Consider the following 14,079-nt stretch of genomic DNA (forward strand, 5'->3'; position numbering starts at 1 on the left):
ATGAATAATGAAAACAGTCGCCGTATGCGTTTAAGACCGGTCGCATATTTTATTGCCACTCAACTCGCGATGATTGGAATTGTTACGACTACTGCTCACGCGAGGGACTACTTTAACCCAGAATTGCTTGAACTGGGCTCGCCGGGCCAGAAAGCGGTTGATCTGTCGGCCTTTGAAAATAAAGGCGGACAGCTTCCAGGCACCTACCGCGTGGATATTTATCTGAATAACAACCAGATGGAAACCCGCAACGTTGAGTTTCGTCTGGTTAAAAGCGCTGACGGCCAGGAAACGTTGCAACCGTGCCTCGCTGTTAACGATCTGGAAAAATGGGGCGTGCTGGTCAAAAAATTCCCGTTGCTTGGCAAAGCAGGAAGTGATTGCGCCAATATCTCCGCAGTGCCCCAGGCCAACACCGAATTTCGCTTTGACAAACAGCAATTACTGCTGACATTCCCGCAATCGGCGGTCACCAACTCCGCTCGCGGCTGGGTGGACCCAAAACAGTGGGATGAAGGCATCAACGCGCTGTTACTCAATTACAGCGTCAGCGGCTCCAATAATTATGCCAAGAGCGGTCAGGGCTATGACGGCAATAATCAGTATGTCAACCTCCGCCCGGGGCTAAACATAGGTCCATGGCGTCTACGCAATTATACCACCTGGAATCGTAGCTCGACCGGAGGCTCGGGAGGAGAGACTGAAAGCCACTGGGATACGGTTTATACCTATCTGCAGCGTGACATCGTTCCTTTAAAGGCCCAGCTTACAGCGGGGGACAGCAGTACTGGGGCTGATGTTTTTGATAGCATTTCGTACCGTGGGGTAGAGTTGGCTTCTGATGACGAGATGTTACCGGACAGTTTACGTGGCTACGCGCCAGTCGTTCGGGGCATTGCCCGAACCAACGCGCAGGTCACCATTCGGCAGAACGGTTATATCATTTATCAGACCTCTGTTTCACCGGGGGCGTTTGAAATAAACGACATGTACCCTACTGGTGGGTCCGGCGATCTGAACGTGACGATCAAAGAATCCGATGGTAGCGAACAGCAAATGGTGGTGCCGTTCGCATCACTGCCAGTCCTGCAGCGTGAAGGGCGGTTTAAATTTAGCCTAATGAGCGGGGTTTATCGCTCTTATGACAACAGTGTGGATGAAACTCCTCTGAGTGAAGGCACGGCCATATACGGTCTTCCTGATGGTTTTACTGCCTATGGCGGCGGCCAGTTTGCCAGTCCTTACCAGTCCTTGGCGCTGGGGTTGGGTAAAAACATGGGGGAAATCGGCGCGCTCTCCGTTGATGTGACACAGGCCTGGTCCACGATGAAGGATCAACCTAAAGAAAGCGGCCAGTCCTGGCGCGTGCGTTACAGCAAAAATATTGTTGAAACTGGCACTAACTTCACCATCGCCGGCTACCGCTACGCAACAGATGGCTACTGGGGCATGCAGGATGTACTGGATACCTACACCAGCGGCAACAGCTATCCGCTGATTGAGCGTCGCCGCAACCGCGCGGAGCTAAGCGTGTCACAGGATTTATGGGATGGCGCAGGCAACCTGGGTTTGACGGCGGTACGCGAGGATTACTGGAATACCGACCGTCGCATGGAATCGTATGGTGTTAGCTATAACAACTCCTTGCACAGCATTAGCTATAACCTGAGCTACACCTACAACCGTAACTCTACGGCGAATTACGGATCAGAGGATGGTGGACGTATTTATGATAATGACCAGTTATTCTCCATGAGTATTAGCGTGCCGATGAGCCTGCTGTTTGGTCAATCTCGTAATGAGTACGTTAACTATATGGTCAACACCAGCAAAAAGGGCAACACCAACCACAGCGTCAGCGTGGGTGGCACGACGCTTGAGCAAAATAACCTGAGCTGGAGCGTGCAGGAAGGTTACGGCACCAAAGGCCAGGGCAACAGCGGCAGCGCCAACGCTGACTGGCGCTCAACCTATGGTGAGCTGACTGCGGGTTATGGCTACGACCAGTATAGCGAACGTATGAACTACGGCGTGCAGGGCGGCGTTCTGGTCCATGAAAATGGCATTACATTGGGTCAGCCTATGAGCGAAACCACGGCGCTGGTGGCGGCGCCGGGAGCGGAGGGGGTAAATATCTCCTCGCAAACGGGTGTACGCACGGATTCCCGCGGTTACGCGTTAGTACCTTACGTCAGTCCATACCGTAAAAATGACATTACATTGGATACCCAGTCCTTTGATGATGATACCGAAGTGGCTATCACCAACCAGACAGTGATCCCGACCCGTGGTGCAGTAGTACGTGCAAATTATAAAGCCAGCATCGGTTATCGAGCATTAATGAGTTTAACGCTCGCCAACGGTGAAAATGTGCCGTTTGGGGCAGTAGTCACAGTAAAAGATCATGAAATGTCATCAGGTTTTATTGTAGGGGATAACGGACAGGTTTATTTGACAGGTCTTGAAGCAAGTGGGAAGTTGTTGGTGAGTTGGGGTGAAGGAGTAAATGAACACTGCTCTGTATCATTTACATTACCATCATCGGTTCAGGGTGTGGTTAACACTTCCACTCTTTGTCGTTAAAACTATTTTAGTGTTGCAGGTTCAAAAATGAATTTCATTTTATATAAAGATAAGACATCATATTTTATGGGTTTTGGTATATTAAAAATGATCTGTTTTTCTTTGTTTTTATTTCTTATAAGCTTCAGCAGTTTTTCATTTGCTGCTACTCCTAAATGTACTGGCGCAGAACCTTATTCACCTGTAAAAGTTACTCTTCCTTCACAGATAACGATCACACCTGAATTAGAGATAGGGGAGGTTATAGGAACAGCAACATCTTCTTTCCCTTATGGTGTTACTACCACTCACTGCTCCATACTGGGTTCTAAAGGTACAGTGCCAATTAATGGAACAGGTACACCTAATGGGATTGTGTACCCAACAACTATCCCAGGAATCGGATATCGGGCTAAAATGACGACTCCCTGGAGCGTAACAGGTATTTATAACGAGTATTGGCCAGTTGTCGGTAGCTACTCTGGTGCTCCTTGGACATATGATGGTTCGTATGCTGGGGGGACCTTTTCAATTGACTTAATAAAAACAGGCACAATCCCTGGTAACATCACATGGATTCCGGGGGATTTGGGAACCTTACAGGTAGAAACTGGAGGTGTAACATATAACTTTATAAAATTTTATAGTAATGACCCCATTCCAATTAAACCCCTTAATCCCGCATGCAAAGTTACCAATGCAGTTATTCCTGTTGAACTCGAACCGGTGAGCGCTACGTCGTTAAAAACAACAGGTTCAACGGCTGGCGAAAAATCTATTATTATTCCTTTGAGATGCAGTATACCTGTCAGGATAAGCTTGGCGTTTGATGGTAATTTTGCTGATTCGGAAAACTCAGTTTTAATTAATACCGGGCCTGACTCAAACAAAAATAATGTAGGGATCCAGGTTTTAGATAGCGCTGACAACCCATTGCCAGCCACTGCAAATATAGGTGCTGTTAATGGTGGGGTTAATTACGAACTTAAAGCACGTTACTATGCGTTAACAGACGGTGTTCCTGCAGGAAGCGTTAGTAGTACAATTTATGCAACGATTTTGTACAACTAATATTCCTGATGTGTGTAATTAAATCATATTTATTTTAATAGAGAGACAAAATGACAGCTTTAAAAAATGTTTAGCGACAACCATGTTATTCGCTGGCTTTTTATCAGGAAGTACACATGCCGCCGATGTCACTATTAACATTACAGGTAAAGTAATAGCCGCCGCGTGCACAACCGGCGTTGGTTCAACCTATAATATCGATCTTGGTCAGGAAATCTCTGCAGCTACGCTTAATTCAGCTGGTTCAGCCTCCACTTATGTTACTCAGGACATCGTATTAAGCGATTGTCCAGCGGGTACGACATCAGTGACAGCGACATTTGATGGCACCAAAGATAGCGGCAACGATACCATGTACGCTAACACGACAGGAGCCGGTTACGCGACTAACGTCGCCGTAGAGCTGCAGAACAAAACGGCGGGTACAGATGTCGGTAAAGGCGCCACGATGACCGTAGATGTTGACGCTAGCAAAAAAGCGACCTTTCCGCTTCAGGCGCGCGCCTTTAGCAAAAGTGGTGGGACTACTCCCGGAAATATCAGCACTACAGTGCTGATGAATTTCACCTACAACTGATAAGGCAAGGATAAAAGGCAGGGGAGCCATTATGCAAAAACACTCTATTCGTCAGGCCTTATTATTTGTTATAGCCGTTTTGTCGGCAGAAAGTGCTATGGCGGCTAACGTGAATATCACCGGCAAAGTTATCGCAGCGGCTTGTTCTGTCAGCACTAGCCTGACCAACGGTCAGCAGGTCGACCTGGGTACATTAGGCAGAACGAAGTTTCAGTTCGCTAACGATGCAGGTGAGTGGCAGAGCTTCTCGCTGCAGCTGAATAACTGTCCAGAAGGAACGAAACGTAGCACGGTGACTTTCACTGGTACGCCAGATGACCACGACGCAACGCTCTTTGCCAATACGGAGCCTGAGACCAGTGCTGCCAAAAATATTGCTATTGAAATGGCGAAAGACGCCGATCGCAGTGTTGTGTTGTCTAACAACAGCACTATGACGGTAGATGTTGATACCACTAGCAAAAGCGCCACGTTTCCGCTTGCGGCACGGATGTACACGTCCGTGGGGGGGGGACAGCCTGGCAACGTGACCAGCACTGTGTTGGTGAACTTCACCTATCAATAAAAGAGCAGAAGATCATTCTGTATGCTTTTTTGTGTGGTATGAAAGCGCATTGCCAACAGTGATATTGTTTGCGCGTCGTATACAGTTAAACGGCAGAGTAAATACTGCCGTTTTTTTTCGTTAATCGTCTTCCGGATCGTCCAGCTCAACCGGCGTCTGGTACTCATCCGGCTTAATGACCAGCAGGTCGCAGCGCAGATGGTCGATCACCTGTTCGGCGGTATTGCCGAGGAACGCGGCAGAAATACCGGTTCGGCCAATGGTACCCAGCACCACAATCCCCGCTTGCAGGTGTTCCGCCAGGTCCGGGATGACCTCTTCAGGCAGCCCTTTTTCCACGTGGGTCATTTTCTCATCGATGCTGAATTTCTGGCGCAACGCCTTCATGGCCAGCAGATGCTGACCGCGTATGGCGTCGTTGTACACGCTCGGGTCAAATTCAGGTAGCTCAATGGCAATGTTAATCGGGGTGGCCGGATAGGCGCCAACCAGATGTACTTCGGTATGATTCACCTGGTCGGCAAGCTGGATGGTTTCCTTCACCAGCTTCTCGTTCAGGGAGTTGTGGTAATCCTCTTCGCTCGCGAGGTTTACCGCCACAACGGCTTTCCCGCCTTCAGGCCACGGCTGGTCTTTCACCATCCAGACCGGGCAAGGGCATTTGCGCAGCAGGTGCCAGTCGGTCGGGGTGAAGATCACGGATTCCAGCTTGTCGTGCTGGTGCGCCATCTTCAGCAGCAGGTCGTGCCCGCCGGCGACAATTTCCTGGATGATGGCTTCGAAAGGTCGGTTATGCCAGACCACTTTAATATCAATGGGCACGCCCGCTTCCAGATAATACTTCGCCTGTTCACGGATCCACGCGGTACGCTGGCTGATGACGCCCTGACGCATAGCGGTGCGCTCGTCAGGCGACAGAAGGGTGGTCATCTCATACGAGAAGTCATAGATCGGCAAAAACGCTTTGATTTTGCCACCAATCCGTTGATGTAAATACACAGCACGTCGTAATGCCGGCTGATCGTCCTGATTCGGATCGATAGCTACCAGCATGTTTTGATACTTGGCCATACAGGTCTCCTTACTACTGTCACCACAGTCTGTAATTAAAAGAGTAACCTATATATCCTGAATGAAACAGAGGGGAGGTTTTGCCAGATCAATATTTCATGAAAATTTATCAGAGGAAAAGTACCGTCGTCGTCACCGCGATAAACGCAATAAACAGCAGCACCATCACCGCTATCGCAAAGGTCGTGGAGTCCTGAACGTAGGTTTTTTCCTCCCCCTTCATTGGGCCGACAAGCATGATCCAGATGAAGATAAAGGTCACAGAGGCAATCACGACTGAAACGAAAAACAAACTTTCTCTCAATTCATAACCTCAACGAGAACCTTTTGGGCGCTGTGTGGGGACGTGCTACGGTGAAAATATCTTGAAACGGAAGTGATTTTACCAGACCAATAAATCACAAGAATTTATCAGTCTGGTCATCAACATGCGGAGAGTTACGCCACGTTGCGGGCGTGTCCGGCAAGAACGGCAAGCGCTTCACCGTTTTCGATAGTGATGTATTTACCTTTAACGGCCAGCATCCCGCTTTTCTGGAAACGGCCCAGCAGACGGCTGATGGTTTCCACGGTCAGGCCCAGGTAGTTACCGATATCGCCACGCGTCATCGTCAGACGGAATTCACGCGGCGAGAAGCCACGCTCGGCGAAGCGGCGGGAGAGGTTGTAGATAAACGCGGCCAGGCGCTCTTCTGCGTTCTTTTTAGAAAGCAGCAGAATCATGTCCTGATCGCCTTTGATCTCACCGCTCATCAGACGCATCATCTGCTGACGCAGGTTAGGCATCTTACCGGACAGATCGTCCAGAGTTTCAAACGGGATTTCGCAAACCATTGAGGTCTCGAGTGCCTGAGCAAAGCTCGGGTGATGGCCCGTGCCGATGGCATCAAAGCCCACCAGGTCGCCCGCCAGATGGAAGCCGGTGATCTGCTCATCACCCTGTTCTGTGATGGTGTAGCTCTTGATGGTGCCAGAACGGATAGCATAGAGCGATTTCAGTTCGTCTCCCGCTTTAAACAGCGTCTGCCCTTTCTGAATAGGCTTTTTGCGCTCGATGATATTATCAAGCTGATCGAGTTCATGCTCATTCAGGGTAAACGGGATACAGAGCTGGCTGATGCTGCAATCCTGGCAATGGATAGCACAACCGCCAGACTGAATGCGTCGTATAATTCGCTTTTCCGGGATCATAGGTTTGCTCAAGCCTTAATTGATATTGGTCAATTTTAACATCTTTTTGGTAAGTACGTAAGCCTGACAAACCCTCAATAAGGACAAGAGACGGCAACGTGTCGCCATCTTCTTGAAATTCCACAGCTTGATTATGGATTTTTAGCCTAACCGGAAGAAAATTAAGCACAAAAAGCCTGGGATCTAGAGCAACAGATACCCTTCATGACGCAGCAGCCACTCTTTTCGCTGCACGCCGCCGGCATAGCCTGTCATGGTACCGTTGCGGCCAATGACGCGATGACAGGGCACCACGATGCTGACCGGGTTAGAGCCGTTAGCGGCACCCACCGCGCGTGCGGCGCCTGCGCGGCCTAGCTGTTCCGCGAGCTGGCCGTAATGCATGACCTGCCCGCAGGGAATGGACCGCAGCGCCTGCCACACTTCGCGCTGAAAAGGCGTGCCTGCCGTGGCGGTCGGCAGAGTATCGATGATGCTGAGATCGCCTTCGAAGTAGGCCGCAAGCTTGTCGCTCAGCCCGCCCGGGTTGGTGGCGCGGATACGTTCATACCCCTGTGAGCGGTAGTGAACATGGAGCAGTTCTTCCATGCGGTCGCTGTGCTCTTCCCATTCGACGGCGCGCAGGCAGAACTGCTCGTCCGCGATCACCCACAGCGGCCCGAGCGGCGTCGCAATCTTATCTTCGAGTAATCTCAGCATCCTCATTCCTTTAGTTCAGCCTCGGGTAAATCCCCGGCCCAATCGGCAGGCCGACAAGATACCATGCCACCAGCATCACCAGCCATACCCCTAAAAAGATAAGCGGGTAGGGTAAAACCAGCGAATAGTAGGTACCCAGTTTGGCCTCGGGTTTATAGCGCTGCAGGAAGCCTAAAAACAGCGGAACAAACGGCGAAACCGGCGCCAGCGGTATCACCGAGGAGTCCGCGATGCGGAACAGGATCTGGGCAAACGCAGGATGAAACCCCAGCATCATAAACATCGGTACGAAGATCGGGGCCAGAATCGACCAGATGGCGGAGCCGCTGGCGATAAACATGCACAGCAGGGATGACAGCAGCGCCAGGCCGACAAACGCCGGTACGCCGCTTAGCCCGGCCGCCTCCAGCGCGTCGGTCAGGCCCACGGCCATAAACCTGCCCATGTTGCTCCAGTTAAACATCGCCACAAACTGCGCCAGCGGGAACACCATCACGATAAAGCCCGCCATCTCTTTCATCGGCTCGATCATCAGCTACGGCAGATCGCCCTGGCGGCGGATCTTGCCGGTCGCGATACCGTAGGCGAGCGAAACGACAAAGAAAAAGAGGATAATCAGCGGCACGATGCCCTGAATAAACGGCGACGGCAGGACGGTATGTTTAACCGGATCGCGCAATATTCCGTTTTCCGGCACCACCATCAGCGCCACCAGCGCGATAAAGGCCAGCGAGACCACGCCCGCCACGCGCAGGCCGAAGCGCTGCTCATTGCTCAGGGTTTCCAGCTTTTCATCGCTACGGCCTTCCCATTTACCCAGCCGCGGCTCGATGATTTTATCGGTAATCAGCCCGCCAACAATCGTCAGGACAATCACCGAGCTGGCCATAAAGTACCAGTTGTCGATCACGCTGACGTGCATTGCCGCATCAATGGTCTTTGCCGCCTCCGTGCTGATGCCGGACAGCAGTACGTCGGTGGTGACGATCAGCAGGTTAGCGGTAAATCCGCAGCCCACGCCCGCAATCGCCGACAGCAGGCCCGCCACGGGATGACGCCCGACGGCGAGGAAAATCAGCGCCCCCATCGGCGGCATGATCACCAGCGCGGCGTCGGAAGAGATATGGCTGAAGAAGGCGATAAACAGCACCATATAGCTGGCGTAACGCGCGCTGACGTGGGAAGCCATCTTCACCATTAATGCAGGCAGCAAGCCCACGCGTTCAGCCAGTCCGGCGCCCAGCACCAGTGCCAGAATGGCGCCGAGCGGGGCGAAGCCGCTGAAGTTTTTAATCACGTTGGGTAAAAACCAGTGCAGCCCGTCAACGCTGAGCAGGTTTTTTACCGCCACCAGGCTGCCGTCAGCCGGGCTGCGCACGCTCACGTCAAAGGCGGAGAGCACGGCGGTGGCGACCATTAAAATCACAATCAGATAGATAAACAGCAGGAAAGGGTGCGGCACTTTATTGCCGATCCTTTCAACCCAGCCATAGAGCTTACCGGATGGGGAATGCGAAGGTATGGAAGACATACTCATGGGCGTTCCTCGGGAGTGTTGTTGTGTTGTGTTTTTTTATTTTAAAGGTGACGGTGTCACGCCCTGTGGGATCGGACACACGTACGGTTTTTCTTGTAATTGTTGTTCGAACTCTTCACGGCATTTTTTCAGCAGCGCCGCGTCCTGCAGCAGGTTAAGCGCGGTTGCGCCCATCACTTTTCCGGCCAGCAGCATGCCTTTGTGGGCAATGGAGGTACGTCCCTGCGCCACCAGTTGCCAGGTGTGCAGCGGCGTGCCGACGGTAAAGCAGGGGCTGAAGCACTGGGCGACCGGCATTTTCCAGCTTACGTCGCCCACGTCGGTTGAACCCGCCAGCACGTTGTCGGTGATGGCGTAAGGCGCGACTTCATCCACCAGCAGCGTCTCATGATGACGACGGGCAAAGGCTTTACCCGCATCACCGCCCGTCGCGGCAATATTTTTCAGGCTGTTTTGCAGATCGTTGGGCGTCAGGGTGGCGCGGATCTCGCGGGCGAAGGCGCGTTCCTCGGCGGTCCATTCTGGCGTGCCGTAGTGCTGCAACGCGCGATACATCGCCGCTTCAAGCGTGCGGTTCGGCAGATAGCTGGAGCAGGCTTTATCAAAGCGGCACTCGACGGTGGTTTCGGTCATCATCGCCGCGCCCTGGGCAATTTTCTCGATGCGTTCGTAGATCTGCTGCGCATCGGCCATCTCCGGGGCGCGGATCAGGTACAGCACTTCCGCCTGCGCCTGCACCACGTTGGGTGAAATCCCGCCGGTATCGGTGATGGCGTAATGGACGCGCGCTTTCTCGATGATGTGTTCGTTGAGGAAGTTGGTGCCGGTGGTCATCAGCGTCACGGCGTCGAGCGCGCTGCGTCCCAGATGGGGGGAGTTGGCCGCGTGTGCCGCCACGCCGTGAAAACGCCAGGCGGCCTGAATATTCGCCAGCGTGCTGACGTTAAACATCCCGGCGAAGGCTTCCGGGTGCCAGGTGACGGCGGCATCAACGTCATCAAACAGACCTTCGCGCACCATAAAGGTTTTCCCGGAGCCACCTTCCTCGCCGGGACAGCCATAAAAACGCACCGTTCCGCTGCCGGCGTGCTGCTCCAGCCAGCTTTTCACCGCCACCGCGCCCGCAAGCGCCGCGGTGCCTAAGAGGTTATGTCCGCAGCCGTGGCCGTTGGCTCCCGGCGTGGCGGATTGCGCCGTTGCGCAGTGCGCCTGCTGGCTTAGCCCGGCCAGCGCGTCGTATTCGCCCAGCAGGGCGATGACCGGTTTCCCGCTGCCGAAGCTGGCGATAAAGGCATTTGGAATACCGCCGGCCTCGCGCGTCAGCGTGAAGCCCTCGGCCTCCAGCTCGCTGGCGAGCCGTTCGGCGGACCAGAACTCTTCAAAGCGGGTTTCAGGACGATCCCAGATCGCGTTGGCAATATCGGTTAACGTCCGACATCGCGTGTCGATCGCATCGGCAATAAAAGCGTAGTTCTCCTGCATTACACACCTCGCGTCCACGGGAAATTGAGCGCAGTTCGCGCCAGCGTTTCAATGGCAATGGCCATGACCTGCTCATCGAAGTCGAATTTTTCGTTGTGATGTCCGGCGCTCAAATCCGTGCCGAACACCATATAGGACGCCATGCCGCCGTTCTCCTGCACGCGGGCCATCATCAGCGTGGCGTCTTCGGAACCCGCTGGCGCCTTCACCTTATCGATGGCGTGAATAATCCCGGAAACCCGGCTCGCCTGTTCGCGCAGATAATCAACCCACGCCGGTGTCGGCGCGCTGGAGGTTGCGGCGCCCATCAGGCGCATCTCGGCGCTCACGCCGTAGAGCGCCGCTGCGCCGGTAATAACCGCCTGCGCGCGTTCAAAGACATACTGATTAATCGCTTCGCTTTCGCCGCGCGTTTCAACCTTTATCAGGGCATTCGCGGGCACCACGTTGCGTCCGCTGCCCGCCTGCATCACCCCGACGTTCACCCGGGAGGCGCCGTCGCTGTGCGGGGCGATGCTGTGCAGGGCGAGGGCGGCCTGCGCGGCGGCGAGCAGGGCGTTACGTCCGTCCTCCGGTTTACCGCCCGCGTGTGCGGCAACGCCGGTAAAGTTCACGTCGAACTTGGTGGTGGCCATAAAGTTATCGCTGCCGCAAATCACCGTTCCGGCAGGGACGCCGGTACCAATATGGATGGCCGTAAAATAGTCCACGTCGTCCAGCGCCCCGGCGGCAACCATGGCGCGCGCGCCGCGGGTACCTTCTTCGGCAGGCTGGAAGATCAGCTTGATGGTGCCGTTGAGCTGCGCGTCATTCTGCTTAAGCACCTGCGCCAGCCCCAGACCAATAGCGGTGTGGCCGTCGTGCGCGCAGGCGTGCATCATGCCCGCGTTGCAGGAGGCAAACCCGTCGCGGAACGGGCGATGGCTTTCATCCAGCGCTTCGCTTAAATCAAGGGCATCCATGTCGACGCGAAACGCCAGGGTCGGTCCAGGGCGGCCGGTTTTGAGGGTCGCCACAATGCCGGTAAACCCGCCTTCAAACGGCGCCAGCCATTTATCTGGTGCGCCCTGCGCCCGCGCGCGGGCAAACTCTTGCGCCAGGGTAGCGGCATCGGGCAACCCCATCCGGCTTTCGGCATCGACGACGTCGCGGCCCATTGCCAGTTCGTAACCTAGCGAGTCGAGGATTTCCGCGACTTTCGCGGCCGTTCGAAACTCTACCCAGCCGGATTCCGCAAAATGGTGAAAATCGCGACGCCATGCGCTCAGCTGCGGGGATAATGTCTGGATGTACTGCGCCAGTGTGTCCATATCTGTTCCTGTCATCATTAAAATATGTGAACTGCTTCACGCTGTGATAGTTTTTACTTATCACTAACCGATTTTTCACAGTTTTAACCGTTCAGGAATTACCCTCGCACATCCCTTTCCATTAAAGTAGATGACAGTTTCTTTACTCTGATAAACAACGGTTATCGGTCGGGCTATGACATTCCAGATTAAATTTCATCAAATCCGGGCGTTTGTTGAGGTTGCGCGTCAGGGCAGCATTCGCGGTGCCAGCAGGACGCTGAATCTTTCCCAGCCGGCGCTGACCAAATCCATCAAAGAGCTGGAGGAGGGCATGGCGGCGCAGCTTTTCGTGCGCAGGAGTAAAGGCGTCGCGTTGACCGAATGCGGTGAGGGCTTTTACCAGCGCGCCAGGTTGATTCTGGAAGAGCTGCGCGCGGCGCAGGATGATATTCGTCAGCGGCAGGGGGAGCTGGCCGGGCAGATCAACATCGGGATGGGGGCCAGCGTTTCACGCACGCTGATGCCCGCCGTTATTACCCGCTTTCATGCGCAGCATCCGCAGGTCAAGGTGCGGATTATGGAAGGGCAGCTGGTGTCGATGATCAATGAATTACGCCAGGGCGAGCTGGACTTCACCATCAATACCTATTATCAGGGGCCTTACGACCAGGAATTTACGTTTGAAAAGCTCTTCGAAAAACCGTTTGCGGTATTTTGTCGGGAAGGTCACCCGGCAATGGGGGCAACGTCAATTAATGAACTTCTGCATTATAACTGGACAATGCCGACGCCTCGGGGAAGTTATTATAAGCAATTAGAGGAGGTATTTAGCGATCGTTCGCAAATACCGCGAATTGGTGTGGTTTGCGAAACATTTTCTTCCTGTATTAGCCTGGTCGCGCAAAGTGATTTTTTAAGCATATTGCCGCAGGAGCTAGGCTGTGACCCGCTGCTGGCACACCGTCTGGTCATGCTGCCGGTTGTCGAATCGCTTCCTAAAGCAACCTATTATTTAATTCAGCGCCGTGATTCACGTCAGACGCCCCTGGCTGAGTCATTAATTACGCAGTTCAGAAGGGAAGCCAGAAAAATAGTCGTCGCGTAACAGATATATAAAAAAAACAGGATCTGTCCGACATCAAACAGACCCTATAGTACACACAGCAGTGCGTCCTTTCGCCAATCCTGAGTATTATATCCATGAGGCAGGTATATTTAGGTATAACACCTTTCCCGAAAAATGAAAGGCGGGCGAGCAATTGATTTTACGGAATTTTAACATAAATCACGTATTTTACCTTTGCTGAAATTTTAGTTAAGTCTGATTTAAATCTATTTAATAATTGCTATATATATTCATCAGGTTAATATTATTGCCACGCATCGCCCTGTAACGGTGATTGAGGCCGGTCTCTGGCGCAGGTATAGTACAGTCCTCAGATGTAGCCGGAGGATGTCCATGAACCCTGACGACAAATCATTTTTTCTTGACGCCATGGAAGATGTCCAGCCCCTGAAGCGCTGCGCGGATATTCACTGGCAGCCCAGCCGCAATACGCGGACGCGCGAGGAAGTGGATAGCGAACAGCTGGATAACTTCCTGACGCTGGATTTTCTTGACGTGCTTCCCCTGGAAGAACCGCTGGCGTTCCAGCGCGAAGGGGTACAGCAGGGCGTTATCGATAAGCTGCGCTCGGGGAAATATGCCCGCCAGGCCAGCTTAAACCTCCTGCGCCAGCCCGCCGAACGCTGCCGTCAGATGCTCTATTCTTTTATTCGCCAGGCCGGACGCGACGGGTTACGCAATCTGATTATCATTCACGGGAAAGGGCGCGAGCAAAACTCGCATCCCAATGTGGTGCGCAGCTATCTTGCGCGCTGGTTAACCGAGTTTGAGGAAGTGCAGGCCTTCTGCGTGGCGCTGCCGCATCACGGCGGCAGCGGGGCATGTTATGTTTCACTGCGAAAATCGGATGAGGCAAAACAGGAAAACTGGGAGCGGCACGCCAAGCGCAGCCGCTAGCGGGCGATC

At 53.4% G+C, this 14,079-nt stretch carries 12 protein-coding genes and 1 pseudogene; 6 read left to right on the plus strand and 7 right to left on the minus strand.

Annotation, left to right across the window (positions count from 1 at the left end; genetic code table 11):
- The 4 genes from INF68_RS06400 to INF68_RS06415 all read left to right on the plus strand — a co-directional run bounded on the left by INF68_RS06400 (window position 1) and on the right by INF68_RS06415 (window position 4,775).
- Complete coding sequence (locus INF68_RS06400) at window positions 1–2,583, plus strand: fimbria/pilus outer membrane usher protein (protein ID WP_126786130.1); 2,583 nt, start codon at window positions 1–3, stop codon at window positions 2,581–2,583.
- Window positions 2,584–2,610: 27 nt separating this feature from the next.
- Entirely contained in the window at window positions 2,611–3,633 is a 1,023-nt protein-coding gene (locus INF68_RS06405) for a fimbrial protein (RefSeq protein ID WP_126786129.1), read from the plus strand.
- A gap of 82 nt (window positions 3,634–3,715) precedes the next feature.
- Window positions 3,716–4,210: a fimbrial protein gene (locus INF68_RS06410; RefSeq protein ID WP_126786128.1), complete on the plus strand. Its 495-nt coding sequence runs from the start codon at window positions 3,716–3,718 to the stop codon at window positions 4,208–4,210.
- A 31-nt stretch (window positions 4,211–4,241) separates the two neighbouring features.
- Complete coding sequence (locus INF68_RS06415) at window positions 4,242–4,775, plus strand: fimbrial protein (RefSeq protein ID WP_126786127.1); 534 nt, start codon at window positions 4,242–4,244, stop codon at window positions 4,773–4,775.
- Between the two features lie 120 nt (window positions 4,776–4,895).
- On the opposite strand, the gene uspE is transcribed toward INF68_RS06415, so the two are convergent.
- The 7 genes and pseudogenes from uspE to INF68_RS06450 form a co-directional block, all read right to left on the minus strand.
- A complete protein-coding gene (gene uspE / locus INF68_RS06420; RefSeq protein ID WP_126786126.1) occupies window positions 4,896–5,846 on the minus strand; it encodes a universal stress protein UspE in 951 nt (316 codons plus the stop codon).
- A 109-nt stretch (window positions 5,847–5,955) separates the two neighbouring features.
- A complete protein-coding gene (locus tag INF68_RS06425; protein ID WP_014883604.1) occupies window positions 5,956–6,138 on the minus strand; it encodes a hypothetical protein in 183 nt (60 codons plus the stop codon).
- A 146-nt stretch (window positions 6,139–6,284) separates the two neighbouring features.
- The gene (gene fnr, locus INF68_RS06430) at window positions 6,285–7,037 is read right to left on the minus strand and encodes a fumarate/nitrate reduction transcriptional regulator Fnr (protein WP_006174991.1); all 753 of its coding nucleotides are present in this window, start codon (window positions 7,035–7,037) and stop codon (window positions 6,285–6,287) included.
- A gap of 183 nt (window positions 7,038–7,220) precedes the next feature.
- The gene (gene ogt / locus INF68_RS06435) at window positions 7,221–7,736 is read right to left on the minus strand and encodes a methylated-DNA--[protein]-cysteine S-methyltransferase (RefSeq protein WP_023311477.1); all 516 of its coding nucleotides are present in this window, start codon (window positions 7,734–7,736) and stop codon (window positions 7,221–7,223) included.
- Window positions 7,737–7,746: 10 nt separating this feature from the next.
- Window positions 7,747–9,273 (minus strand): annotated as a pseudogene (abgT, locus tag INF68_RS06440) (p-aminobenzoyl-glutamate transporter).
- 36 nt (window positions 9,274–9,309) lie between these two features.
- A complete protein-coding gene (locus tag INF68_RS06445; RefSeq protein WP_126786124.1) occupies window positions 9,310–10,755 on the minus strand; it encodes a M20 family metallopeptidase in 1,446 nt (481 codons plus the stop codon).
- Window positions 10,755–12,065 carry a M20 family metallo-hydrolase gene (locus INF68_RS06450; RefSeq protein WP_109844340.1) on the minus strand — a complete coding sequence of 437 codons (1,311 nt, stop codon included), beginning with the start codon at window positions 12,063–12,065 and terminating at the stop codon, window positions 10,755–10,757. The genes INF68_RS06445 and INF68_RS06450 overlap by 1 nt, the downstream gene beginning before the upstream one ends.
- A gap of 175 nt (window positions 12,066–12,240) precedes the next feature.
- On the opposite strand from INF68_RS06450, the gene INF68_RS06455 reads away from it, so the two are divergent.
- Window positions 12,241–13,152 carry a LysR family transcriptional regulator gene (locus INF68_RS06455; RefSeq protein ID WP_047652176.1) on the plus strand — a complete coding sequence of 304 codons (912 nt, stop codon included), beginning with the start codon at window positions 12,241–12,243 and terminating at the stop codon, window positions 13,150–13,152.
- A gap of 354 nt (window positions 13,153–13,506) precedes the next feature.
- Window positions 13,507–14,070 (plus strand): DNA endonuclease SmrA, encoded by a 564-nt coding sequence (smrA, locus tag INF68_RS06460; RefSeq protein ID WP_029740284.1) that lies wholly within the window; start codon window positions 13,507–13,509, stop codon window positions 14,068–14,070.
- Window positions 14,071–14,079 lie beyond the last annotated feature (9 nt).

This window comes from Enterobacter cloacae complex sp. P16RS2 (assembly GCF_014982155.1).
Classification (GTDB): Bacteria; Pseudomonadota; Gammaproteobacteria; order Enterobacterales; family Enterobacteriaceae; genus Enterobacter; species Enterobacter cloacae_M.